The sequence below is a fragment of the Paenibacillus sp. J31R109 genome, assembly GCF_059692055.1.
In genome coordinates this window covers 586,061-610,088 of record NZ_JCAUAR010000002.1, presented here as the reverse complement: position 1 = coordinate 610,088, position 24,028 = coordinate 586,061, and the positions used below count along the sequence as shown (strand labels likewise).

The 24,028-nt window shown below is 45.1% G+C and carries 32 protein-coding genes; 26 read left to right on the top strand and 6 right to left on the bottom strand.

Annotated elements, in window-relative coordinates:
• Positions 1-3: 3 nt before the first annotated feature.
• Positions 4-1,065, bottom strand: coding sequence for a spore photoproduct lyase (splB, locus tag AC58QT_RS08555; protein ID WP_497408530.1), 1,062 nt, complete (start codon positions 1,063-1,065; stop codon positions 4-6).
• Positions 1,066-1,223: 158 nt separating this feature from the next.
• Between splB and mntR the strand changes: the two genes are divergently transcribed.
• Complete coding sequence (gene mntR, locus AC58QT_RS08550) at positions 1,224-1,649, top strand: transcriptional regulator MntR (RefSeq protein ID WP_056614749.1); 426 nt, start codon at positions 1,224-1,226, stop codon at positions 1,647-1,649.
• 108 nt (positions 1,650-1,757) lie between these two features.
• The gene (locus AC58QT_RS08545; RefSeq protein WP_497408529.1) at positions 1,758-2,732 is read left to right on the top strand and encodes a patatin-like phospholipase family protein; all 975 of its coding nucleotides are present in this window, start codon (positions 1,758-1,760) and stop codon (positions 2,730-2,732) included.
• 2 nt (positions 2,733-2,734) lie between these two features.
• On the opposite strand, the gene AC58QT_RS08540 is transcribed toward AC58QT_RS08545, so the two are convergent.
• Together AC58QT_RS08540 and AC58QT_RS08535 are read right to left on the bottom strand one after the other, a co-directional pair.
• Positions 2,735-2,992: a hypothetical protein gene (locus tag AC58QT_RS08540; protein WP_497282309.1), complete on the bottom strand. Its 258-nt coding sequence runs from the start codon at positions 2,990-2,992 to the stop codon at positions 2,735-2,737.
• A complete protein-coding gene (locus tag AC58QT_RS08535; protein WP_310225162.1) occupies positions 2,989-3,879 on the bottom strand; it encodes a DUF1385 domain-containing protein in 891 nt (296 codons plus the stop codon). Before AC58QT_RS08535 ends, AC58QT_RS08540 begins: the two co-directional genes overlap by 4 nt.
• A 199-nt stretch (positions 3,880-4,078) precedes the next feature.
• Between AC58QT_RS08535 and AC58QT_RS08530 the strand changes: the two genes are divergently transcribed.
• From AC58QT_RS08530 to AC58QT_RS08510, 5 genes are all read left to right on the top strand, one after another.
• On the top strand, positions 4,079-4,570 hold the full coding sequence (locus AC58QT_RS08530; RefSeq protein ID WP_497408528.1) for a YqhR family membrane protein: 492 nt from the start codon (positions 4,079-4,081) through the stop codon (positions 4,568-4,570).
• Positions 4,571-4,649: 79 nt separating this feature from the next.
• Positions 4,650-5,081 (top strand): type II 3-dehydroquinate dehydratase, encoded by a 432-nt coding sequence (gene aroQ, locus AC58QT_RS08525; RefSeq protein WP_310223238.1) that lies wholly within the window; start codon positions 4,650-4,652, stop codon positions 5,079-5,081.
• A 60-nt stretch (positions 5,082-5,141) separates the two neighbouring features.
• Complete coding sequence (locus tag AC58QT_RS08520; RefSeq protein ID WP_310223240.1) at positions 5,142-6,215, top strand: M24 family metallopeptidase; 1,074 nt, start codon at positions 5,142-5,144, stop codon at positions 6,213-6,215.
• A 15-nt stretch (positions 6,216-6,230) separates the two neighbouring features.
• On the top strand, positions 6,231-6,794 hold the full coding sequence (gene efp / locus AC58QT_RS08515) for an elongation factor P (protein ID WP_171630165.1): 564 nt from the start codon (positions 6,231-6,233) through the stop codon (positions 6,792-6,794).
• 132 nt (positions 6,795-6,926) lie between these two features.
• Positions 6,927-8,183: an aspartate kinase gene (locus AC58QT_RS08510; protein WP_497408527.1), complete on the top strand. Its 1,257-nt coding sequence runs from the start codon at positions 6,927-6,929 to the stop codon at positions 8,181-8,183.
• Positions 8,184-8,192: 9 nt separating this feature from the next.
• Here the strand turns inward: AC58QT_RS08510 and AC58QT_RS08505 are convergent, their stop codons facing one another.
• The 3 genes from AC58QT_RS08505 to comA all read right to left on the bottom strand — a co-directional run bounded on the left by AC58QT_RS08505 (position 8,193) and on the right by comA (position 10,261).
• Positions 8,193-8,657, bottom strand: coding sequence for a DUF441 domain-containing protein (locus AC58QT_RS08505; protein WP_497282303.1), 465 nt, complete (start codon positions 8,655-8,657; stop codon positions 8,193-8,195).
• Between the two features lie 77 nt (positions 8,658-8,734).
• Positions 8,735-9,454 carry a 2-phosphosulfolactate phosphatase gene (locus AC58QT_RS08500; RefSeq protein WP_497408526.1) on the bottom strand — a complete coding sequence of 240 codons (720 nt, stop codon included), beginning with the start codon at positions 9,452-9,454 and terminating at the stop codon, positions 8,735-8,737.
• A gap of 3 nt (positions 9,455-9,457) precedes the next feature.
• Positions 9,458-10,261: a phosphosulfolactate synthase gene (comA, locus tag AC58QT_RS08495; protein WP_497408525.1), complete on the bottom strand. Its 804-nt coding sequence runs from the start codon at positions 10,259-10,261 to the stop codon at positions 9,458-9,460.
• Positions 10,262-10,395: 134 nt separating this feature from the next.
• Between comA and AC58QT_RS08490 the strand changes: the two genes are divergently transcribed.
• The 19 genes from AC58QT_RS08490 (at position 10,396) to AC58QT_RS08400 (ending at position 23,962) form a co-directional block, all read left to right on the top strand.
• On the top strand, positions 10,396-10,659 hold the full coding sequence (locus AC58QT_RS08490) for a YqhV family protein (protein ID WP_497282297.1): 264 nt from the start codon (positions 10,396-10,398) through the stop codon (positions 10,657-10,659).
• Positions 10,660-10,731: 72 nt separating this feature from the next.
• Entirely contained in the window at positions 10,732-11,700 is a 969-nt protein-coding gene (spoIIIAA, locus tag AC58QT_RS08485) for a stage III sporulation protein AA (RefSeq protein ID WP_497282295.1), read from the top strand.
• Between the two features lie 21 nt (positions 11,701-11,721).
• Entirely contained in the window at positions 11,722-12,240 is a 519-nt protein-coding gene (gene spoIIIAB, locus AC58QT_RS08480) for a stage III sporulation protein SpoIIIAB (RefSeq protein WP_497408524.1), read from the top strand.
• A 56-nt stretch (positions 12,241-12,296) separates the two neighbouring features.
• Complete coding sequence (gene spoIIIAC / locus AC58QT_RS08475; protein ID WP_056614718.1) at positions 12,297-12,500, top strand: stage III sporulation protein AC; 204 nt, start codon at positions 12,297-12,299, stop codon at positions 12,498-12,500.
• A gap of 9 nt (positions 12,501-12,509) precedes the next feature.
• Positions 12,510-12,899 carry a stage III sporulation protein AD gene (gene spoIIIAD, locus AC58QT_RS08470; RefSeq protein ID WP_310223261.1) on the top strand — a complete coding sequence of 130 codons (390 nt, stop codon included), beginning with the start codon at positions 12,510-12,512 and terminating at the stop codon, positions 12,897-12,899.
• 25 nt (positions 12,900-12,924) lie between these two features.
• Positions 12,925-14,124, top strand: coding sequence for a stage III sporulation protein AE (spoIIIAE, locus tag AC58QT_RS08465; protein WP_497408523.1), 1,200 nt, complete (start codon positions 12,925-12,927; stop codon positions 14,122-14,124).
• Positions 14,125-14,137: 13 nt separating this feature from the next.
• Entirely contained in the window at positions 14,138-14,881 is a 744-nt protein-coding gene (gene spoIIIAF, locus AC58QT_RS08460) for a stage III sporulation protein AF (protein ID WP_497408522.1), read from the top strand.
• 4 nt (positions 14,882-14,885) lie between these two features.
• Positions 14,886-15,527, top strand: coding sequence for a stage III sporulation protein AG (gene spoIIIAG, locus AC58QT_RS08455; RefSeq protein WP_497408521.1), 642 nt, complete (start codon positions 14,886-14,888; stop codon positions 15,525-15,527).
• Between the two features lie 82 nt (positions 15,528-15,609).
• Entirely contained in the window at positions 15,610-16,353 is a 744-nt protein-coding gene (locus AC58QT_RS08450; protein ID WP_497408520.1) for a SpoIIIAH-like family protein, read from the top strand.
• 157 nt (positions 16,354-16,510) lie between these two features.
• Positions 16,511-17,008: an acetyl-CoA carboxylase biotin carboxyl carrier protein gene (gene accB / locus AC58QT_RS08445; protein ID WP_310223269.1), complete on the top strand. Its 498-nt coding sequence runs from the start codon at positions 16,511-16,513 to the stop codon at positions 17,006-17,008.
• Positions 17,009-17,074: 66 nt separating this feature from the next.
• Positions 17,075-18,433: an acetyl-CoA carboxylase biotin carboxylase subunit gene (gene accC, locus AC58QT_RS08440; protein ID WP_497408519.1), complete on the top strand. Its 1,359-nt coding sequence runs from the start codon at positions 17,075-17,077 to the stop codon at positions 18,431-18,433.
• A gap of 184 nt (positions 18,434-18,617) precedes the next feature.
• A complete protein-coding gene (locus AC58QT_RS08435) occupies positions 18,618-19,031 on the top strand; it encodes an Asp23/Gls24 family envelope stress response protein (protein ID WP_310223273.1) in 414 nt (137 codons plus the stop codon).
• Positions 19,032-19,116: 85 nt separating this feature from the next.
• Positions 19,117-19,677 carry an alkaline shock response membrane anchor protein AmaP gene (amaP, locus tag AC58QT_RS08430; RefSeq protein ID WP_497282280.1) on the top strand — a complete coding sequence of 187 codons (561 nt, stop codon included), beginning with the start codon at positions 19,117-19,119 and terminating at the stop codon, positions 19,675-19,677.
• Positions 19,678-19,691: 14 nt separating this feature from the next.
• Positions 19,692-19,919, top strand: coding sequence for a DUF2273 domain-containing protein (locus AC58QT_RS08425; protein ID WP_310223276.1), 228 nt, complete (start codon positions 19,692-19,694; stop codon positions 19,917-19,919).
• A gap of 120 nt (positions 19,920-20,039) precedes the next feature.
• Complete coding sequence (gene nusB / locus AC58QT_RS08420) at positions 20,040-20,501, top strand: transcription antitermination factor NusB (protein ID WP_310223278.1); 462 nt, start codon at positions 20,040-20,042, stop codon at positions 20,499-20,501.
• A 68-nt stretch (positions 20,502-20,569) separates the two neighbouring features.
• The gene (gene folD / locus AC58QT_RS08415; protein ID WP_497408518.1) at positions 20,570-21,436 is read left to right on the top strand and encodes a bifunctional methylenetetrahydrofolate dehydrogenase/methenyltetrahydrofolate cyclohydrolase FolD; all 867 of its coding nucleotides are present in this window, start codon (positions 20,570-20,572) and stop codon (positions 21,434-21,436) included.
• Between the two features lie 7 nt (positions 21,437-21,443).
• Positions 21,444-22,814 (top strand): exodeoxyribonuclease VII large subunit, encoded by a 1,371-nt coding sequence (gene xseA / locus AC58QT_RS08410; RefSeq protein ID WP_497408517.1) that lies wholly within the window; start codon positions 21,444-21,446, stop codon positions 22,812-22,814.
• Complete coding sequence (gene xseB, locus AC58QT_RS08405) at positions 22,801-23,052, top strand: exodeoxyribonuclease VII small subunit (RefSeq protein WP_310223283.1); 252 nt, start codon at positions 22,801-22,803, stop codon at positions 23,050-23,052. The genes xseA and xseB overlap by 14 nt, the downstream gene beginning before the upstream one ends.
• On the top strand, positions 23,048-23,962 hold the full coding sequence (locus tag AC58QT_RS08400) for a polyprenyl synthetase family protein (RefSeq protein ID WP_497408860.1): 915 nt from the start codon (positions 23,048-23,050) through the stop codon (positions 23,960-23,962). The genes xseB and AC58QT_RS08400 overlap by 5 nt, the downstream gene beginning before the upstream one ends.
• The last annotated feature ends 66 nt before the right edge of the window (positions 23,963-24,028 follow it).

The window sequence follows — 24,028 nt, the reverse complement described above, 5'->3', positions numbered from 1 at the left end:
ATGTCAGGTAAAATATTCAATTTTCGCTTGAGGGAATTTTTCGAAAATTTGTTCCGTGATGAATTCTCTCAACGCGATAGCTTGTTCATCTTTGTACACATATTTACCTTTCCCATATTTACCCCATTTGTATTTTCGTTTCTCTTCATCCATTTCTAGCTTCGTCTTTGGGTAACGCTTCTCGATAATATTCTTCGCTGTCTTTGTAAATCGATGCTGAATCATTTCGAAAGTAAGATCCACGGTAGCTTCTGCTGGAAGTGTATGATGCAGTTTCTCAAGCAACGTAGCGTAGCCGCTCTCCCAGCCTTCATGCCAAATAATTGGAGCAATGATGAAACCAAGCGGATATCCAGCCTTGGCTACTTTGCCTGCCGCTTCAATTCTCTCATGAAATCGAGACGTGCCGGGCTCAAAGTTTTTAATGACATAGTCGGCATTCACACTAAAGCGAAAACGGGTATGCTTGTTATGTTTAGCATCTAACAAAGGCTCAACGTGATGATACTTCGTGACAAACCGCAGACGACCGTGCTCTTGTTCACCCATAAACTCGATTAATTGTTTTAGCGAGCCTGAGATATGTTCAAGCCCTACAGGGTCTGAGGTGCACGCGGCTTCGAAACGTGTGATTTCTGGTTCCCGTTCCTCAATATAGCGCTTAGCTGCCCCGAGGATATCGTCGATGTTGACATAGACACGGATATAAGGCTTGGCACCCATGGTTGTTTGTAAATAGCAATAATGGCAATGTCCCATACAGCCTGTAGCAATAGGAATTGCATACTCGGCAGACGGCTTGGAAGTCTCGAATTTTAAAGTTTTTCGTATACCGACGACTAAAGTTCGCTTAGCAATCCGATATTTATCTAGTTCGGTTTCGCCAGGCAAATCGCGGATTTGATTATGGGACGTCGTCATATGAATCTCAAGGCCTTCTTGCTTCGCCCATTCATAAATCTGCTTACCTTTAGGATAATTCATGGCATCTGGTTCAAAATAAACAAGCTCTGGTACGAAAATGGTCGTACTGGGTTGAGGTCTGGTAAGCAATTCTGTAGACATAAGACCCTCCTTCATATGGCTGGATAACAAACTATTATTTTAGTGTGCCAAAGAGATGTGCTAAGGAAACATGGGAGATTTGACCGCATCTGGGTAGATGGATTATGATAGGAAAGCAGTATGGCTTAGAAATATGCACAGCAGGGGGAAATATAGCAATGGCTACGCCAAGTATGGAAGATTATTTGGAGAGAATATACAAGCTTATCGATGAGAAAGGTTACGCTCGTGTTTCCGACATTGCTGAAGGGCTTGAAGTGCACCCCTCCTCCGTAACTAAAATGATTCAAAAATTAGATAAAGATAATTATTTAATCTATGAAAAGTATCGCGGCCTCATCCTTACGCCAAAAGGGAAGAAGATGGGGAAGCGTTTGATGGATCGGCATGAGCTGTTGGAAAATTTTCTTACGACAATTGGTGTCCATGAGGACAATATATATAAGGATGTCGAAGGTATTGAGCACCACTTGAGCTGGGATTCAATTACTTGCATTGAAACCTTATTGGAATACTTCCGAAGAGATCCAAGTCGCGCGGATGAACTTATGAATGTTCGAAAAGAATTAGAGGCTGAGAATTAGGCAGGGTCCGTTTACGGGCTCTGTCTTTTTTTTGCGCATAGAAACAAACTGCTCCTGCATACATACCTAAGAAGCCCTATGAATGAGAGTTAGGGGAGGATGCAGCGGATGAAGATTAACGGTGTGTTTGAAGGTGGTGGTGTCAAAGGGATTGCTTTGGCTGGAGGTGTTAGTGCAGCCAACGAGCAAGGATATACCTTTCATGAAGTAGCCGGTACAAGCTCTGGTTCGATTGTGGCCGCATTCTTGGCGGCTGGATACACGGGCGAAGAGATGAGGGAGCTGATCCTACGAGCACCTTTTAAAACGTTTATGCAGCGCTCTCCTATATTCAATACAAAGATAATCGGCCCTGCGGCACGTTTGTTGATTAAGAAAGGTCTCTATTCTGGTGAAGCCCTGGAACACTGGGTAAATCAACAACTAGCGGCGAAAGGTATTCGCACTTTTGGAGATTTGGCACCTAATCAACTTCGGATTATAGCTTCTGATATTACACAAGGCAAGCTGCTAGTACTGCCAAATGATATTGCCCAATATGGCATCGAGCCTGGGAAACTATCGGTAGCCAAAGCGGTGAGAATGAGCACGAGCATTCCCTATTTCTTCGATCCTGTGCGAATTCGCCGGAATATAAAAAGCTCCGAGAAGGCTAAGCCTTTCTCAGAGCAGTTTAATTATATCGTGGATGGCGGATTGCTGAGCAACTTTCCGTTATGGGTGTTCGACAAGCAAATGTCTAACACGAAGCTGGTACCCGTCATTGGTTTCCAACTTGTTGGGAAGAGCGATACGCCTACGCATACGATCCGAGGACCGATAACAATGTTAGAGGCACTATTCAGTACCATGCTGAGCGCACATGATGAACGCTACATTGAGCAGAAGAATCGCTTCCGCACGGTCAAAATTCCAACGCTAGGTGTAGGTAACACGCAGTTTAACATTTCCAAAGAGTTAAGCATGTCGCTGTATGAATCGGGTTACCTAGCAGCTAACGCCTACTTCAAAGGCTGGTCAGCCAGCAACTATGAAGAAAATTACGCCAAGTTCGTCATGCGTCCGCCACTTAAAAAATCGTGATTTTAGTGATATTTTGGAAAATCATCTTTATCGGCATCTTTCGTGCCATTAATGACGCGGAATTTCGCGTTTTTTGTTTTGCCTTTATCAGCCCCGCGTGGCATGGATGGTTTCTTCCAGCGGGAAGGTGGGAATTTGTACAGTAGAAAAATTGCCCCAAGCACAAGAATAGGAATGAATAATACACGCAGACTAACGATTAAGCCTATGGCAATCAGAATTCCTATAGCAATCTCAATCGGGGAAAACTTTCTTCTCATACCCGTCCCTCCATAATTCGTTTTTCCGCTTCTAGCATGCGGTTAAATGATGCAATGGACACCTCAACTTGACTGTCTTCAGGCTCTTTGGTTGTAAGCAATTGCAGCCAAAGGCCAGGATAGCCTAAATAGCGAAGAACAGGTACTTCACGAAGGGAATTGGTAAATCGTAATACTTCATAAGAAACTCCGATTACCAGTGGCAACAAGATTAGACGTTGTACAATGCGCTCGACCATTCCGTCATAGTGTAGGAACGAGTAAATGACGACCCCGATCAAAACGGTGAAAACGATAAAACTGCTGCCGCATCGATAATGAAGTGTGTTGAATTTTTGAACGTTGCTGACGGTTAATTCCATGCCAGCTTCATAAGCGCTGATGACTTTATGTTCTGCGCCATGATATTGGAATAATCTCCGAATCATAGGTGTAAGTGAGATGAAGTAAATGTACCCCACCAACAAAATAATTTTGATTACACCTTCTATAAGATTATGAAGAATTTGATTGCTAAATACGTTTTGAAACAAAAACTGTTCAATTATAGCCGGAACTAAGGTGAAAATAAATTTTCCAAACAGAAAAGATAGGACACCAACGAAGGCTACGCCTAAAAACATAGATATGTTAGAGAAGATGCCTGATTTCTCTTCCTTCTTCGTCGCTTCAGCATCACCTTCTTGTTCGGCGAATGACTCTGCTGAGAAATTTAGATGCTGCGCACCTTTGGCACTGGACTCAACAATTCCTACAATGCCTCGGATAAAAGGAATTTTCTTAAGTGCTTGAACCCATGGAATCACTTTCTTAGGTACTTCTAGAAAATCAAGAGAACCGTCCTTTTTGCGCACAGCGGTTACATGCACATTTCTTCCTGCGAACATGACGCCCTCGATGACGGCTTGTCCTCCGTATATACTGTTTTGTTCTGCCACAAGATTCACCTTCTCATCTTTCTCGAATTCAGTTACTCACTTTCTTATTGTAACGGATTCAGGTGTTGAATGCTACCGATAGCGACAGAACATACTATGATTGCCAATGATAAGACAAGCCGTATCGGTAGAGAAAGGAAGATCGCAGATGAGCAGTGCGCATGCCGTGGAGAAAAAGCAGACAAATCGCTGGGTATTTGTGTTATATATCGGTTTTTTTGCTGGGCTAATTTGGGGTGCTCTCAAAATTGTCGAAAATTATTTTAAATTTACAACAATAGGTATTGGTTTTCTTGTTGAACCTTTTTTCAAACATGATTTCTTTAACACGTGGATGGGTTTGTTTACGGGGTGGATAGCGTTTGCATTATTTTCAATAGTCGCGGCCTTCCTATATATGGTGACCATGTGGAAACTGCGCAGTCCTTTCTGGGGAATAGGCTATGGGGCGCTCTGGTGGGCGATTATTTACTTGATCGTAGGTCCTATTACTGGAATGGTGTTTTGGATAACAGAGTTAGATCTAAATACGATAATAAGCGAAGTTTGTTTATTCCTCGTATGGGGGATGTTTATTGGGTATTCCATTGCTATTGAATATACAAGCGTTAGATCTTCAGAGGCTATACCCAAGACATGAAACTTATGGTAAAATATCAAAGGTTAATTAGCTGAAACGGGCTAATTGTCAATGACGATTGTTGCGGGAGGATTTCCAATTGAAAAGGATTCTAGTTTTGAATGGTCCGAATTTGAATATGCTTGGCATACGTGAACCTGGCGTATATGGAACGGTAACACTTTCCTCAATCATCGAGGGTTTGCACGAGCTTGGAACAGAGCTTTCACTTGAATTAGAGAGCTTCCAATCTAACCATGAAGGCGAGATTATTGATAAAATTCATGAAGCGTACGGTACGAAGGACGGCATACTGATTAATCCTGGTGCCTTCACTCACTACAGCTATGCGATCCGTGATGCTTTATCTACAGTTCAATTGCCAACGGTAGAGGTTCATATTTCGAATATTCATAAACGTGAAGAATTTCGTCATCATTCGGTCATCGCACCCGTTGTGATTGGTCAAATTTGTGGATTTGGCGCTGACAGTTATGCGCTTGGCCTACGAGCTTTACTACCCCATCTGTAAGCATTTGCTTACGAAGATCGTTTTGCTCTAGCAAAACTTTAAGAAGGAATGGTGATTTGGATGCAGGAGAAACGTATTGAACGTCTTCGCGAGGTTATGCAACAGCAGGATTTACCGGCGCTACTCATCACGAACGCATATAACCGTACATATGTATCTGGTTTCACAGGCTCTTCTGGCTATGTACTTATAACGTTAGACCGTGCCATTTTATTAACAGATTTCCGTTATATGACACAAGCGCCGCAGCAAGCCAAACTGTTTGAAGTGGTTGAACATAAGGCAAAGGCGATCGAGACAGTTACTGAGCTCTTGCAGAAGCAAGGGATCACGAAATTAGGCTTCGAACAAAGCGATGTGTCTTACGGTGATTTCTTGAACTATCAACAAGGTCTGCCAGGCATCGAGTTCGTTCCGACGTCCCGTCTTGTTGAATTGATTCGTATGGTGAAGGATGAAGCTGAGCTGCAAGTGATGCAAGAAGCGGCAGATTTGGCCGATCAAACCTTTTCACATATCCTTAACTTTATTAAACCAGGTGTCAAAGAGTTAGACATCGCGCTTGAAATTGAAGTGTTTATTCGCAAAAATGGAGGAACCTCAACTTCTTTCGAGACAATTGTGGCGTCTGGCGAACGTTCTGCATTACCGCATGGTAAAGCAAGTGATCGTATTCTCCAAATAAACGAATTTGTCAAATTGGATTTTGGAGCGTATTATAAAGGTTATTGCTCTGACATCACAAGAACGGTTATGCTAGGAAAGCCGACAGACAAGCATAGAGAAATATATGATATTGTCCTAGAAGCACAATTGCATTGCTTGGCTAACCTCAAACCGGGCATTACAGGCAGAGAAGGCGATGCTTTCGCTCGCGATGTCATTGTAAAGCGCGGCTATGGCGATTATTTCGGTCACGGGACCGGACACGGGTTAGGGATGGAGGTTCACGAATCACCTCGCGTGTCGAAAACCGAAGAAACGATTTTAGCACCTGGTATGGTTGTTACCGTCGAGCCTGGTATTTATCTCCCTGATTTTGGTGGAGTTCGAATTGAGGATGACGTTGTAATTACTGAGACAGGCATTAAAATACTTACACATTCTACCAAAGATTTTCTTATCATTGACTAGCGGAGGGATTTACAAGTGATATCAGTAAACGATTTTAAAACAGGTCTTACGATTGAAGTTGAGCATGACATTTTTACAGTTCTAGATTTCCAACACGTAAAACCAGGTAAAGGCGCAGCATTCGTGCGCTCCAAGCTGAAGAACCTTCGTAACGGCAACACGGTTGAACGTACTTTCCGTGCTGGTGAGAACGTTGGACGTGCTCACATCGAGAACCGTGAAATGCAATACTTGTACGCAGCTGGCGACGAGTACACGTTCATGGATACGGAGACTTACGATCAGATTTCCCTTGCTCATGAGCAATTGAAATGGGAATTGAACTTCCTGAAAGAAAACATGAACATCAAAATCATGAGCTATCAAGGTGAAATTCTAGGGATTAACCTTCCGAAGAGCGTTGACTTGAAAGTTGTTGAAACAGATGCAAGTGTCAAAGGAAACACAGCACAAGGTGCTTTGAAAAATGCGAAAGTGGAAACAGGTCTTAATGTGATGGTGCCGCTGTTCATTAACGAAGGCGATGTTCTTTCCGTTGATACAGATGACGGTAAATACCTTTCCCGCGCGAGCAACTAATCATTAATCAACAAAGCCTTTCTGACTCGTATGAGTTCGAAAGGCTTTTTTTCTTTTCTTACCACAGTCCGCCAATTATATGCTATAATATTGAATTGTTATGCACTAGTATGTGTTAGGAGTGGGTCAGCTTTGTCTCTTATAGTGATGAAATTTGGCGGTAGCTCTGTCGGTGATGCGGAGCGAATGAAACGAGTTGCAAAAAGAATCGTAGAGCGTAAACAAGCTGGACACAGCTGTGTTGTTGTCGTATCTGCGATGGGAGATACAACGGATGATTTAATCGACTTGTCTAAGCAAATTTACGATGGAGCCCCTCCGGCTCGTGAAATGGATATGTTGTTGACGACGGGCGAGCAAGTTTCCGTAGCACTTTTATCAATGGCCATACATAATCTTGGTGAACAAGCGGTTTCGTACACCGGGTGGCAAAGTGGCATTTTTACAGAGCCTGTTCATGGTAAAGCAAGGATTACAGATATTCAACCACAGCGCGTTCTGAATGCGATTGAACAAGGGAATGTCGTCATCGTAGCTGGTTTCCAAGGGATGACCGAAGCAGGCGAAATTACGACGCTGGGCCGCGGCGGATCGGATACAACAGCAGTTGCTCTTGCCGCAGCGATTAAAGCAGATCTTTGTGAAATTTATACGGATGTTGATGGCATTTATTCTACGGATCCTCGTATTGTCAAAGTAGCCAGAAAGCTTGCCGAAATTTCCTATGATGAGATGTTGGAGCTTGCCAACCTAGGAGCTGCAGTTCTTCATCCTCGTGCAGTTGAATATGCAAAAAATTACAACGTGACTCTCGTGGTACGTTCAAGCTTTAATTACAATGAAGGCACCAATGTGAAGGAGGAAGCAGTGATGGAGCAAGGAATCGTCGTTCGTGGCATCGCTTATGACAAAAATGTAGCAAGAATTAGTATTCTGGGTGTTCCTGAAAAGCCAGGCCAACTTGCGAAGGTTTTCCTAGCACTTGCTGAAGTGCAAATTGACGTTGACATCATCGTTCAAAGCGGTGTAATTAACGGATCTGCAGACTTCTCTTTCACAACGAACTTAGCGGATCGTGAGAAAGCTCTTGACGTTCTCGAGCAACTTCGCGCTGAAGTTGGTTACCGTGAAGTAACTTCCGAAGTTGATCTTGTCAAAGTATCGATTGTTGGTGCAGGCATGGTAAGTTCACCAGGTGTTGCTGCAACCATGTTCAAAGTCATTTCCGATCTTGGAATTACCATTTCTTTGGTAAGTACATCTGAGATTAAAATGTCATGTGTGATCGATAATTCGAAATTAACAGATGTGATTCGTGCGCTTCACACGGCGTACGGGTTAGATACAGCAGAGCAAGCTTTCGTTGGTGGTCCAGAAGATCGTAGATAACATTGACATCTATTGGAGCTTGTCCGCAATAAAATAAGCAAGCTTCATTAAAAATGCCGTTATTCCGGCAGCCATTAGTGGACCTACCGGAATGCCGCGCATAAATAAGATGCCAAATATAGAACCAAGGACAAGACCCACAATTAATTGTGGGTCTACTTTTAGTAGCTCCAAACCTTTACCGTTCATATAAGTCGCAATTGCGCCTCCAAGCAGGGCAATGATTCCAGGCCAAGTCGTAAAGACGGAGAGAATATCTTTCATTGAGATACGATCACTGGCAAAAGGAACCAACACACCGATTGTCAGGAACAGCAAGCCAAGTTCCAGTCCTTTGCGCTCCATGGTTGGGAAGTAGCGCTGAAGACCAATTAGTTTAACGGCAAGTAAAAGACAAGCCGCGGTTGTAATAATTGGCGAGCGACCTATCAGACCTATGATAATAAGAATCACCAATAGCAAATCACCGTTCATAAACAAAACCCCTCGTCGTCTTCAGTGTCGTCAATTTAGTTTATGAAGGGGGCTTGTATTTAGAACGAATGGGCAGCCTATCGTTGATAGAGCACCATTAGATCATGTTCAAGAACGGGCACACAATCCGTGATATTGACTTTGGCACAAAGTTCGACGTCCGCGAGGAAGCCGGACTTTTTCATTTTTTTACCATTCATGCAGGCGAGCAAGGTTTCCAATAATCGCTCTTTAGCTTCAAGATAACAGCCGCGCATCGCTAAGCCAAAATCATTCGTCATCATCTGATTCTCACCAAGTATAGATGCGATTTCATCTAAGATGAGACCGGCACAGAGGCCGTCCTCCAAAGAGAATACATCTTGCGTACCCGCGCAGACGATCACGGTGTCCCTTTTCAGGTCGATGGCTGCCTCAGCAGTAGCTTTACCATTGATTAAGGCTCCAGCCAGCACACGATCGGCTTTCGTCGCTTTTTGGATCCCTCTTGTGCCATTTGTGGTCGTCAAAATGATACGCTTGCCCTGTACGGCTTCCCGTGAGTATTCCAGCGGCGAATTGCCAAAATCAAACCCTGGAATTTTCTTGCAATAACGTTCTCCGCCAAGTAAATCGCCCTCTCGAGCTAATTCCTTCGCTTTCATAACCGTATCAACAGGGACTACGCCCTTGCAGCCATTCATCAGTGCGGTGATGATTGTGCTTGTCGCACGTAAGACATCGACGACAATGACGGTTTTATGGAGAAACTCGTCACTTCTTGCTTCGCAGATAGATGCGATCACCTCGATATGCATGTGTTAATCCTTTCTGGTACCTAAGAACAACGTGTCAGAACGCAGTCCTCTCCTCAAAGCTTCTAACGCGATGACTTCATCAGGCGATATATTGCCCAAATGAATATCAGGACCGAGTGAGTTAATCAGGTGAACCTGTTGCGTTTTTAGTGGCGCTTCCCACAAGAGCAGATCCCCTGAAATAGATGTAAGAACACGATGCAGCTCTTCATCTTTACATTTCCCCTGCCCATCAAAAATGCCAACCCCCATACCCGATTCACGCGCTTCAATCGTTACCAGGGAAGCACCTAATTCCGTATCGATGAGAACAGTCTCAATTAATTCAGATAATTCAATGGACGAGCCCCAACCTTTTTTTCCATACTCCGTAATGACTTCCAATCCTTCATCTAATCCTCGGATAATCAGCTCATTTCGCGTTCTGCGATCCATTTGAATGGTACCGTCAGATATTTCAACGCTATTAAAGCCAAGCGCACGAATCATGCCAAAAAAAGAATCTACCGCGTCCTGGCGCACGGCCACTTCCAGAAAAGTACCCCCCGGATAAATAAGGATGTTATTCTCTTTGGCCAGGTTTATTTTGCTTCGCAGCACAGCTAGTGGATAGAGCGGTGATGTACCGAAACCAAGCTTGATCATATCAACATGTGCATGAGAGGTGTGAAGTAAATCCTGATAGGCTAGCATGCCTAGCCCTTTATCCATCACCATCGTTTTCCCCAACGTTCTTGGTTTCAGTTGCCTTCTTCCTGTAGGGTCGGCTAGAACGGGGTTCCATTTTAATTGAGAGGTCACTTCCATCGGTATTTCTCCTCACTGTCCTTCGAAGGATCAATTATGTGTACAGCATATGCATGAGCGCAAATGGAGGTGCCCAGCATGCCTAAAATGAGACGAGCTCGCATAAGGTAGGGAAAAAGGAGGTGTATCCATTCATGAATAAGATCGTACTTACGATGGCTTCCTTACGTATGATGTCGGGGAGTATCGAAATTATTGCAGCTATTCTTATGCTCCGGCTAGCTACGATTGAGAAAGCGCTGCTGGTGAATTCGGCTCTAGCACTAGTAGGTCCTCTAGTACTATTAACTACCACAACAATTGGATTAGTAGGCATAGCTGAAAAACTATCATATGGAAAGATGTTATGGATCATTGCAGGTGTCAGTTGTCTGTTTATTGGGATTATTAAAAAGTAATCGGTCATATTTCTTTCTAGTAAGCATAGAAATAAATATAGAAGACTGGACAACTTGGAGGGCTGTCTCCCCATGCTAGCGAGTATTTCACACTTGTTGCCACAGAACATCCGATTAATGCTTAGCGAACTCCCGCCGAACGTACAAGCTAGCGTAGAAGAAATCAGGGTGAGAGAGTTGCGTCCCCTTGAAATCAGCTGGGCTGACCGTTATGCCTTCGTAAGCGAGCGTGGGCAAATGATCACGCAGGAAGCATTGGCTTACAAACCAACGAGGCAAGATTGCCTAACCTTGCTGGAGATGCTGACGAATCATTCACTCTACACCTTTGAAGAAGAACTGCGAAGAGGATATATCACCGTTTCAGGCGGTCATCGAGTTGGACTGGCTGGGCGAACGATTCTTGACCAAGGTCAAGTGAAGCAAATCCGAGATGTCAGTTCCTTTAACATTCGAATCGCGCGCGAGATTCAAGGTGTCGGTCAGGAGATCTTACCGCAACTGGTTGATCAGAGCATGGGTAACATCCATCACACCCTGATCATCTCACCGCCGCAACAAGGTAAAACCACATTACTTCGTGATCTGGCAAGACTGATAAGCCGAGGTGAATGGGGAGCAAGAAACAGCTCGCTATCTGGTAAAAAAGTAGGAATCGTTGATGAACGCTCCGAGCTGGCTGCTTGTGTCAAAGGAGTGCCTAGATTCGATTTAGGCCCTCGCACAGATGTGTTAGACGGTTGTCCGAAGGCGGAAGGCATGATGATGATGATTCGATCCTTATCACCCGAAGTCCTCATCGTGGATGAAATTGGACGATCTGAGGATGCTGATGCGATTCATGAAGCCCTGCACACGGGGATTCGTGTTCTAGCAACCGCACATGGCGCCAACTATGAGGATGTCCGTAGACGCCCCGTACTTCGCCAATTGATGGAGGAAGGCGTGTTTATGAAATATGTGATCCTCCAGAGAAGAAGAGGTGGTTCAGCTTCCTTTCGGATTCTGGATCAACAAGGTAAGGCAATGGGGGATGGATGACGAAAGCAAAGGACGATGGAGATGCTGAAATTTGTTGGTGGAGTTCTAATCTTTAGTGCAGCTTCCATGTATGGCTTTCTGCAGGCTGCCCATTATGTAAGACGTCCCAAGCAAATTCGCGCTCTTATCGGAGCACTTGGCCGAATGGAAACGGAAATTGCTTACGCACTTACGCCGCTACCAGAAGCGTTTGCTTCCTTAAGCAAGCAAGTAGCTGATCCGCTTTCTACCTTATTCCGTTTAATGTCGGAACGGTTATTAAGAAGTTATGGTGAGTCAACCAAAGATTTGTGGCAAAAGACGGTGAAGGAAGTCTGGGCGAGAACCTCCATGCGACAAGCAGAACAAGAAGTTATTCTTCAACTGGGGCCAGTGCTGGGGCTTTCAGATCGTAGTGACCAAATCAAGCACTTGCGACTAGCGATCAGCCAACTTCAATCAGAAGAATCGGACGCCAGAGATGAGCAGCAACGCTACGAGAAAATGTGGAAAAGCCTAGGTGTCCTAATTGGCGCGTTAGTCGTGATTTTAATGTATTAGTAGGGTCATTTATCCGTGCATGACAAGTTCCTTGAAGGCGGAGTGAGGTGCCAGGAATGAATGTAGATGTGAATGCCATTTTCCAAATCGCCGGCATCGGAATCATCATTGCTATGATTCATTCGGTGTTGAAGCAAATGGGAAAAGAGGATATGGCACACTGGGTCACGGTCATTGGCTTCGTGGTCGTGCTTTTTATGGTCGTCAGTATGTTGGATAACTTGTTTAAAGAAATTAAAACTATTTTCCTATTCCAATGAGGTGGTCTGATGGAAATCATCCAAATCGTAGGACTAGGACTCATCGTTACGATATTGACACTTATTATCAAGGAACAGAAACCGATGTTTGCCTTTTTGTTAGCCGCCTTTACTGGCATTGTGATTTTCTTGTTCTTAATAGGCAAAATTTCAGCGGTTATCCAAGTCCTTGAGGATATAGCAGTGAAGTCGAACGTGAACATCGTTTTCCTCAAAACGATACTGAAGATAATAGGCGTTGCTTATATCGCCGAATTCGGCGCACAGATCGTTCGAGATGCGGGTCAAGATTCCATCGCTTCCAAAATTGAGCTATCAGGTAAAGTGCTCATCATGGTCATGGCCATTCCCATCATAACAGTGATCATCGAGACAGTAGTTAAACTGCTCCCTGCTTAGAAGATTCACCTAAGGAGTGACACGCATGCCCCTACTTTATTCGCACCAGAAGCTGAACAACCGGTGGATCTTATTGTTTATTTTATCAATGGGCCTCTGGCTCGGATTGTCAGGTTCGTTAACTGCTGAATCGCCTACGGATATCATTATCCAGGAGCAAGCCAACCGCTTAAATACGGAACCGGTCGAGCAATATTGGGATAAGCTGATGAAGGAGTATGGAGGCTATTTTCCTGAAAATAAGCCACCAACCTTCATGGAGCTGCTCATGGGGACCAAGGGCATTAGCATGAAAAGTATCTTCAAAGGCCTTCTGAGTTATGTTTTCCATGAAATTATTATCAATGGCAAATTACTAGCTTCCATCGTCGTCTTGACCGTATTCAGCATGATTCTTGAAACACTGCAAAGCTCCTTTGAACGAAATACGGTTAGTAAATTAGGTTACACGATTACCTATATGGTACTGATTATCATTGCCATCAACAGCTTCAGTGTTGCTATCGGATATGCGAAGACAGCCATCTCATCCATGATTCAGTTCATGTTCGCGATAATGCCTTTGCTGCTGACTTTATTAGCCTCCATGGGGAATGTAACTTCGGTAGCCATCCTACATCCGCTGATCGTGTTCATGATCCACTCGGTCGGAACAGCCATTTATGTCTTTGTTTTCCCACTCTTGTTTTTCTCAGCTGTGCTGCACATTGTAAGTTCACTCAGCGATAAGTTTAAGGTCACACAGTTGGCTAATCTACTCCGTACCGTCAGTTTAAGCATGCTAGGCGTATTCGTAACTGTCTTCCTTGGCGTCATTTCCATTCAAGGCACGGCAGGAGCTGTAAGAGATGGGGTTGCGATACGAACGGCTAAATACATCACCGGGAATTTCGTGCCGGTCGTGGGGCGACTGTTCTCGGATGCTTCAGAAACCGTAATCGGAGCATCTTTATTAGTCAAAAATGCGATAGGGCTTGTAGGAGTTGTCATCCTCGTACTCCTATGCGCTTTCCCAGCTATTAAGATCTTAACCCTGGCCTTCATCTACAACTTATCAGCGGCACTGATGCAGCCTTTAGGTGATAGTCCGATCATAGCTTGTCTACAGACAATTGGTAAAAGCTTAATTTACGTTTTTGCAGCATTAGCGGCAGTAAGTTTAATGTTCTTTCTTGCCCTGACCATCATGATCACGATTAGCAATGTCTCCGTCATGATGAGATGAAAGGAGCCAGGCGATGGATTGGTTAGCAGGATGGCTGAAAACCGTCATTATGGTCATTATGCTCGCGACGTTTGTTGATCTTCTGCTCCCAAGCAATACGATGCAGCGCTACGTGAAGACGGTTTTGAGTCTTTTTATTCTCTTGACGCTGCTTACCCCAGTGCTTCAGCTGTTCCAGAAGGAATGGAACATGGATCAGCTGTTAAGCCAAGCAGAGAAAGCGCAGAATGAGAAAACAATGTTGGCTGGAGGCTTTGGAAATCAGACACACATGAAGTCACTAGAAGCTATTACAAAGGATGCATCCAAAATGCAAGATGCCGAGCAAAAGAAAACACAGCAAGTAGTTCAGACCCAATTAGCTGCATTGATCAAAGAAGACGTTCAGAAACAAACGGAATGGCCAATCGAGAATGTACAAGTGCAAGTGCAGGTAGACAATAACGGGAAGCCCAGCATTTTGAGTGTGAAGGTGACCCTTGATGATATAGAAGCGAAGAAACAACCGGTAACCGGAAGTAAAAGCATAGCTGCCATGGAGCCTGTTAAGCCCGTAGATCCAATTAAAATCGGGTCTGCAGCGAGTGGGCAAGATCGTATGGCAAGTACACAGGGCGATACACAGGCAAGCTCAGCAGTAACGCCAAGTGAGCAAGAAAAGGATCGACTTAAGCAAGGGATTTCACGCAATTGGCTAGTTGATCCTGCCAAAATCGAGATCGCAGCAGCACAAAGCAAAGGATGGATGGCGAGGTGAATCGATGGGAACATTGCTGCAATGGATGGAGCACAAATTCGGCGGCGGACCAGGTGGACCTAAACGTAAAAATACGTTGCTGTGGATCATCATGGTTGGGCTTTTAGGAGCCGCGCTAATGATAATCAATGCCTTTATAAATGTAAAAGATCTGGATCCCATTGGCACAGGCAGGGCGTCTCCACCAGTAGAGACTAAAGAAACATTTGCGGGAAGCTCATCAAAGGAAAACGCAAGCTTTCATGATTACGAACAAGCTTATGGAGACCAACTGAAAAGCATCCTACAAAAGATTGTGGGTGTCGGTGAGGTGGAAGTACTCGTTACCATTGAATCTACGGAGGAAATGACCGTTGACAAAAACTATAACGATAATCAAACCATGACGACAGAACGCGACAATGGCGGGGCAACGCGCAATATATCCCAGGTAACGCGAAGCGGTGAAGTCGTTATATATCAAGTGTCAGGTGACCAGAAGCCGCTTGTGCTCAAATACATTAAACCCAAAATTAGAGGTGTCATCGTTGTTGCAAAAGGGGCAGAAAATCTCACGGTGAAGAAGATGATTATGGAAGCCGTTGAGCGAGGAATGGATGTTCAAGCGAGTAAAATTTCGATTTTACCGCGCAAAACAGGGGAATAAGTTCAGGAAATCATTCAACTATTCTAAGGCTTATGCTTACGCTGCCAGTTTTCTGGCGAAAAACTTTGAGGAGGAATAAACAATGAATGCAAAAAGACAAACAATTTGGCTCGTATCTATGCTTAGCTTGATGGTGGTACTCTCCGCGTATTATCTGTTCACTGAAGATGTTAACAAACTAGACCTAGCATCAACGGAGACGGTTTCTAAATCACAAGAAGTAAAAATTGATATGACGCAAGTGGATCCGGTCACAGGTGCCAAAACAGATGTAAAAGCAACAAATGGTACTACGACACAATCCGACACGAAAGCGACAACGCCGCAAACTTCAACAAAAACAGATACGAAGGCAACAACGACACAAGATAGCTCCAAAACTACGACAAAAGACGCGACAAAAACAACGACTACGACATCCAAAACAGACGATCAAGTATTGAAACAAGTTGAGGAGCAAGCCAAAACAACTTCAGCTAACGACTATTTCACGAATGAACAAGTCAAACAAAATAACTACTTCAGCAAAGTTTCGACAGACCTAATGACCATCATTTTGGATGCCAAGAAAACGCCTGAAGCCGTAGCAAAAGCAACGAACGATTTGTCAGCTCTAACAGATCTGCAAGAGAAAATCGAAAACCTGCAAGATCTGCTCATTCAAGACTTCCCGCAAGCAGTTATTAATCAAGATGGTAGTAAATGGAAAGTGACGGTTCAAGCTGATAAATTAGAGAAAAGTCAAGGTGTTTCCATCGTGGATATGGTTGTGAAAGAACTAGGAGCAACGCCAGAAAACATCAAGATCCAATACGTTCGTCCGTAGGGATTTTAGTGAAGTTTTCGCTTCTCAAATTGCCAATGGAAAGGGTCCGGATAAACTGGACTCTTTCCATTTCGTGCGTTTATGGGTATAATACATACGTTGCGGCTATGAAAACGCATTTTTAAAGGATTCACCAACGTCTAAAGGAGTGACTTGAATGTTTAAATTGAGTGAAATCAAAGAGTTAATTAAACTCGTCGATCAATCCTCTTTACAAGAACTTGAAATTGAAAATGAAGGTGCACGCCTTTCTATTCGTAAGCCGAATAAAGCGGAGCCTCTTTATGTATCCGCCCCAGTTCAACACACATACGCACCGATTGGTCAACCTAACTATGCTAACCCGGCGCCAGCATCTGCTGCTCTTGAAGCACCAGTTCATGCGAACGGACAAGCCAAACAAGAGGATTCATCTTTACATAAGATTGTATCTCCGATGGTAGGGACTTTCTATCAGTCTGCATCACCAGGATCCGCGCCATTCGTAAGCATCGGCTCTAAAGTAACGGATAAAAGTGTTGTATGTATCGTGGAAGCTATGAAATTAATGAACGAAATAGAAGCTGAAGTGAAAGGCGAGATCGTTGAGATTCTCGTTGAGAACGGACAGCTAGTAGAGTATGGACAACCTTTATTCTTGGTTAGACCGGAGTAGTTGCGTGTGCAAGCTTATGCTGACAGCGTAAGTTTTTCGCACGAAGAGCTCTTAGGAGGGCAAATCATGAAATTTCATAAAATTCTTATAGCGAACCGTGGAGAAATCGCAGTTCGTATTATCCGTGCATGCCGTGAACTTGGCATCTATACGGTAGCTGTATACTCAGAAGCAGATCGAGATGCCCTGCATGTTCGATTGGCGGATGAAGCCTATTGTATTGGGCCTACAGCATCCAAAGACAGCTATTTGAACTTCACTAACTTGATGAGTGTAGCAACGTTGACGGAATGTGATGCCATTCATCCTGGATATGGCTTCCTAGCTGAAAATGCGGACTTCGCAGAAATTTGTGAAAGCTGCAACATCACGTTTATTGGTCCATCGCCAGATGCGATTTCTCGTATGGGGGATAAAGCGGTTGCCAAGCAAACGATGAAGGAAGCGAGAGTTCCGATTATTCCGGGTTCCGATGGCTTAGTTGAGGATATTGAGGATGCTGTAGTCATTGCACGCGATATCGGCTATCCCATTATTATTAAAGCAACAGCTGGCGGCGGGGGTAAAGGTATCCGTATTGCTGAGAACGAGGAAACGCTTGTACAGCAGATTACTGCCGCTCAACAAGAAGCACAGAACGCATTCGGAAATGCAGGTATCTACTTGGAGAAGTATTTAACCGGTATGAAGCATGTTGAAATTCAGATCCTAGCTGATAAACACGGCAATGTCGTCCACTTAGGCGAGCGTGATTGTTCCGTACAACGTCGTAGACAAAAGCTTGTTGAAGAAGCGCCTTGTCCGATTCTAACGGAGGAAACACGTAAAGCGATGGGGCAAGCAGCGGTACGTGCGGCGAAAGCTGTGAATTATTCCGGAGCGGGAACGCTGGAATTCTTGTTGGGTCCAGATGGTAATTTCTATTTCATGGAAATGAATACACGGATCCAAGTGGAACACCCGGTTACAGAAATGATTACAGGCGTTGATATCATTCAAGAAATGATCCGCGTGGCTGAAGGCAATCCGTTGTCATTCGCACAAGAGGACGTTCGCATTAATGGATGGGCAATCGAATGCCGTGTCAATGCAGAAGATCCGAACCGGAACTTCATGCCATCGGCTGGCCAAGTGAAATTTTATTTGCCGCCTGGTGGATTTGGTGTTCGTGTGGATAGCGCTGTGTACCCGGGGTATACGATTCCGCCGCATTATGATTCCATGATCGCGAAGTTGATCGTTTGGGGAAGCACACGTGAAGAAGCCATTAACCGTATGAAAAGAGCGCTTAATGAGTTCGCGGTCGATGGTGTGAATACGACGATACCGTTTCATTTGAAGTTGCTTGAACATAAGAAATTTATCAAGGGTGACCATGATATTAAGTTCTTAGAAGAGCACGATGTGAACGATCCAGAATCGTAAGACAATCATTTGTCATATTTTTACCGAAATGTTATACTAATAAATTAAGATGGCTTATCCCATTTATTTCAAAGCCAGCATGAGCTGGCCCCAATTTTTTAGCTTATATAAGTAAATTTGCTTCAATTTTGTTTATGCTTTCGAAGCCAGTTTTGCTGGCGCAAAACTTTTAGGAGGTGCCACAATGAGCACAATCGCTCCGGATTACGTCAAGACAGACATGGGCAGCATCCAGATTGCCCCCGAGGTTATCGAAATCATTGCCGGTTTGGCAACGGTGGAAGTGCAAGGTGTAGCGGGGATGAGTGGCGGATTAGCTGGCGGCATTGCTGAATTACTTGGGCGCAAGAATTTGTCCAAAGGCGTAAAGGTAGAGGTCGGACAACGTGAAGCTGCCATTGACGTCTCCATCATTATTGAGTATGGAAATCGTATTCCTGAAGTTGCGAGTGATATTCAGAATAATGTGAAAATGGCCATTGAATCAATGACGGGTCTTAACGTTGTTGAGGTTAACGTTCATATTCATGATGTGCATTTTAAGCAGGCGGATAAACCGGTTGACGAAGAACCAGCGGCTACCCATCGTGTAAAATAGGCGGTAATGCTGAGCCATATGGATCAATTGAAACCCCCTACAGGTTGCAGGGGGTTTCCTCTAACTTAGGAAGGGGACAAGCGTAGTGGGTAAAATTGTGGACAGGCTCTTACTACTTTTCTATAGCCTGATTATTTTCGTCGCATCGATCTTTGTATTGTTCACAGCATCTAGCTGGATCCCACTTGATCAAGCAAGTAGTACGCTTAGCCATTTTTATTACGAGAAGAGCTATGCTTATCCGGGCATTATCATTAGTTTGATTATGCTGCTGATTTCTGTGCGTTTCCTCATCGTAACGCTTCGCCGCGGACGCTCACAGGCGCCATCAATTGATCAACGTACTGATTTCGGGGATATTCGTATTTCCATCGAGACGGTTGAAAACCTTTCATTGAAAGCAGCTGGTCGTACGAAAGGTGCGAAGGATCTGCGAGCACGCGTGAGAGTGAATCAATCTGGGTTAGAAATTACGATTAGAACCATTGTAGATGGAGAAAGCTCGATACCGGAATTGACTGAAGACATGCAAGGTACAGTGAAAAGTTACATAGAAGATATTACCGGTATTCCTGTAGCTTCCGTAACCGTATTTGTAGCGAACATCGTGCAATCTGCCCCAACGTTTAAAAGCCGGGTCGAATAGAGGTGAATCCACATATGTGGAATGAACTATGGGAGTTCCATAGGGGCAAAGTAATCGGAGTGACAGCAGGAATATTCTTCGGTTTTATTTACTTATTCTTCGGATTTTGGGATATGCTGATCTTTGGATTTATTGTTCTTATCGGTTTTTATGTTGGAAATAAGTTGGATCGCAAGGAAAGTTTCGTCATGCTGGAAGACATTTGGCGCTATCTCACACAAAAATGGAGAATGTTTCGCTAAAATCCCTGGTTCAACCATGGATTTTTTTGTTTGGATTGGCTCTATTTTGACGTATACTAGGATAAAGAGTTTTTTAGGAGAAGGTCGTTTTGCACGAGCGAGACGCTTAGGAGGAACAGAATGAAACGCAGAGTTGCACGTGAAATTGCTATACAAAGCTTATACCAAATCCAAATGAATGAGGCTACTCCTCAGGAGGCTGTTCAAATCGCGATTCATGAAGCTGAGCATGATAATGAATCGGAGTTGGATTTCTCCGGAGATAAGATAGATCCGGTCTATATTGTTGAGCTTGTTGAAGGAACTTACAAGAATAAAGTAAGTATCGATGAGTTGTTGGAGGAGTACCTCAAAGGATGGGCAATGGACAGGCTGTCTCGGATTGATCGGGAAGTGCTGCGCCTTGGTGCTTATGAAATGTTGTATCGTGATGATGTGCCGCCAAAGGTTGTTGTCAATGAAGCGATTGATTTGGCTAAGCATTATGGCACGGATGAATCAGGGAAATTCGTTAATGGTGTACTAGGGAAGATGTTGAAAGAAATTGATGAACTGAAAGAAAAAGTTTTGCGTACGCAGTGAGTTAAGTCGAAGCAAGTAGCACTTTACTTTTATAGAGGTATGGCTTAAATGGCTAAGGGGGAAATAACATGTCAGCACAAGTTATTAATGGGAAAGAACTCGTGAGCTCTATTCGTGAAGAAATCAGATCTGATGCAGCGCAGCTTACAGCGCAGGGAAACCAACCAGGTCTTGTCGTTGTTATTGTTGGTGAAGACGCAGCCTCACAAGTTTATGTGAGAAACAAAGCAAAAGCTTGCGATGATGTCGGCATCTATTCCGAAGTACACCGCCTGCCTGAACAGACGACACAGGAAGAATTAATTGCACTCATCCATGGTTTTAACAACAATCCTCGCATTAACGGCATTCTTGTTCAATCACCATTACCAAAACATATCAATGAAGAAGCGGTTGTTGATGAAATTGATCCAGCGAAGGATGTGGATTGCTTCCATCCGGTGAATGTGGGTAACCTCATGATCGGTAAAGACGGCATGAAGCCTTGTACGCCGCATGGTGTCATTGAAATCCTCAAGCGGACGGGTGTTGAAATCGCTGGTAAGCATGCAGTTGTTGTGGGCAGAAGTAATATCGTAGGGAAACCGATGGCGATGTTGTTGCTTCGTGAACATGCAACGGTATCTGTCGTACATTCCCGCACGCCTAACATGGAAGATATTACCAAACAAGCAGATATTCTCGTTGTCGCGGTTGGTAAAGCACATTTGATTAAAGCACATCACGTGAAACCGGGTGCTGTCGTAATTGATGTGGGGATGAACCGCCCTGCTGATGGTAAGTTAACGGGTGATGTTGATTTTGAAGCTGTGAAAGAGATAGCAAGTGCCATTACACCTGTTCCAGGTTGTGTGGGGCCTATGACGATTACGATGCTCCTTCGCAATACCGTTGATGCGGCTAGCCGTGCAGCTCATGCGAATGTGAGCGTATAGTCAGCTTATGGCTAGAAATGAGACGAAGATTTTATCCGTTAAGGACTTAAATCGTTATATTAAGCTATTGCTGGAAGGAGATTCACGTCTCCAGGATGTGTGGGTGCGGGGTGAAATATCTAATTTCACGCATCATTCTAGTGGTCATATGTATTTTACATTAAAGGATGCGGATGGCCGGCTGAAAAGCATCATGTTTGCTTCGCATAATCAGAAGCTGGGATTTATCCCGAAAGAGGGCACCAAAGTCATTGCTCGGGGGAACATTTCTGTCTATGAGCGAGACGGTGCTTATCAATTCTATGTGACGGCGATGCAACCGGACGGCATCGGCAGCTTGTATTTGGCTTTCGAGCAGCTAAAGAAGAAGCTCGAAGGCGAGGGGCTGTTCGCGCCAGAGCGCAAGAAACCGATTCCTCGGTTTCCACGCGCGATTGGCGTGATCACGTCTCCGACGGGCGCGGCCATTCGTGATGTCATCATCACGCTGCAGCGGCGGTTCCCGTCGATCCCGATCTTGCTGTACCCTGTCCTCGTACAGGGTACGCAGGCGGCGCCTTCGATCGTCAAAGCGATCGAAGCGATGAACCGGCTCGGTGAGGCCGACGTGCTCATCGTGGGCCGCGGAGGCGGCTCACTGGAAGAGCTGTGGGCCTTCAACGAGGAGATCGTGGCGCGGGCTATTGCAGCGTCCACGATCCCGATCATCTCGGCCGTCGGCCACGAGACGGACTTCACGATCGCCGACTTCGTCGCCGATCTGAGAGCGCCGACGCCTACGGCGGCGGCAGAGCTCGCGGTGCCGCACCACCTCGAGCTGAAGCAGCAGCTATCTCAGCAGGCACAGCGCCTGCATTACGGGCTGCTGCAGCAGCTGCGCCGCAAGCAGGAACGGCTGGAGCGCGCGAAGCGCTCGCCGTTCCTGACGAACCCCCGCAGGCAGCTGCTTATGCAGCCTGCGGAGCGACTCGACCGGCTGGCGGAGCAGCTCGGTTACCGCATACGCCAGCGCCTGACGGAGTCGGCGCAGCGCAGATTGAAGCTGGAGCGGCGCTTATCCAGCTTCAATCCAACCGAGCAGGCCGTGGCGGCAAGACGGCGTTTGGACACGTCCAAACGCCAGATGCTCACGGCCATGCAGACCCTCCTGCGCTCGAAGAAGCAGGAGTGGCAGTCCAGCGTCCGACATCTGGACGCGCTCAGCCCGCTGAAGGTCATGCAGCGGGGCTACAGCCTTGCCTATGACGAACAAGAGAAGCAGCTTGTGAGATCGATATCGCAAGTGAAGATCGGGGATCGGCTATCCATACGTCTTAAGGACGGTAAAATACAATGTCAAGTTTCGGAGATGGAGGCGAACATTGATGTCAACAAGTGAAGCGGAAGTAAGCTTTGAAGTGGCAATCGAGCAACTAGAACGTATAGTAAGTCAGCTGGAAAGCGGCGACGTACCTTTAGAGAAAGCGATTGAATTGTATCAAGAAGGCGTAAGACTCTCCCATTTATGCGGCGTTAAGCTGGAGCAAGTGGAGAAGAAAATTGAGATGCTGGTTGAAGGGGAAGCTGGGGTAACAAGGAAGCCTTTCCAGCCTGTCTTGGAAGATAAGGGGAATTAGTTTGAATAACACGACGTCTAATATTCATACATATATCGCTTCCCATGCCCAATTGGTTGAAGCCGCATTACGTCAATCATTACCTACTGCGTGGGAAGTGCCAAGCTCACTTCGTGAGTCTATGGATTACTCCTTGATGGCAGGCGGCAAACGACTGCGTCCTATCATGGTTCTAGCTGCTTCTGAGGCACTAGGGGGTTCTCTTGAGGCTGCCATGCCAGTTGCGTTAGCTATTGAGTGCGTTCATACCTATTCCTTGGTACACGATGATCTGCCAGCGATGGATAATGATGATTATCGCAGAGGCAAGTTAACGAATCACAAAGTCTATGGCGAGGCTATGGCTATTCTAGCTGGCGACGCATTGCTTACGCACGCCTTCTTCTGCATTGCGCAATCTCACAAACGATTTGGTGTTCCTGCAGAGCGTGTGCTGGCAATCACAGAAGAACTTGCTGTGTTGGCAGGTGCTCGTGGAATGGTTGGCGGGCAAGCTGCGGATATGCTGGGGGAGCAAGGCTTAACGAAATTGGAAGAGCTTACTTATATTCATACGCACAAGACAAGCGATTTGATCGTTTTCTCTTTACGTGCTGGCGGACACATTGCTGGCGCGACAGAAGCGCAATTAGAGGCTCTTAGTGAATTTGGTCATGCCTTAGGACTAGCGTTTCAGATTCAAGATGATATTTTGGATATTATCGGCGACGAAGCGAAGCTAGGTAAGCCTGTGAAGAGCGATGAGAAACAGCAGAAGGTAACGTTCCCTTATTTTATCGGCATGGAAGCTTCTGAGCAAAAGGTAAAAGAATTGACGAACCAAGCCAAAGAAGCCTTAATTCGTTCCAATATTCCGAACCCAGAGCGGTTACTTCAGATCGCAGATTACCTAATGAAACGGGATCATTAAGCATATGTTTAAAGTAGAGCGTCCTCATCGAGAGGTAGTTTTACACGAAATGCCCAATTATATGAT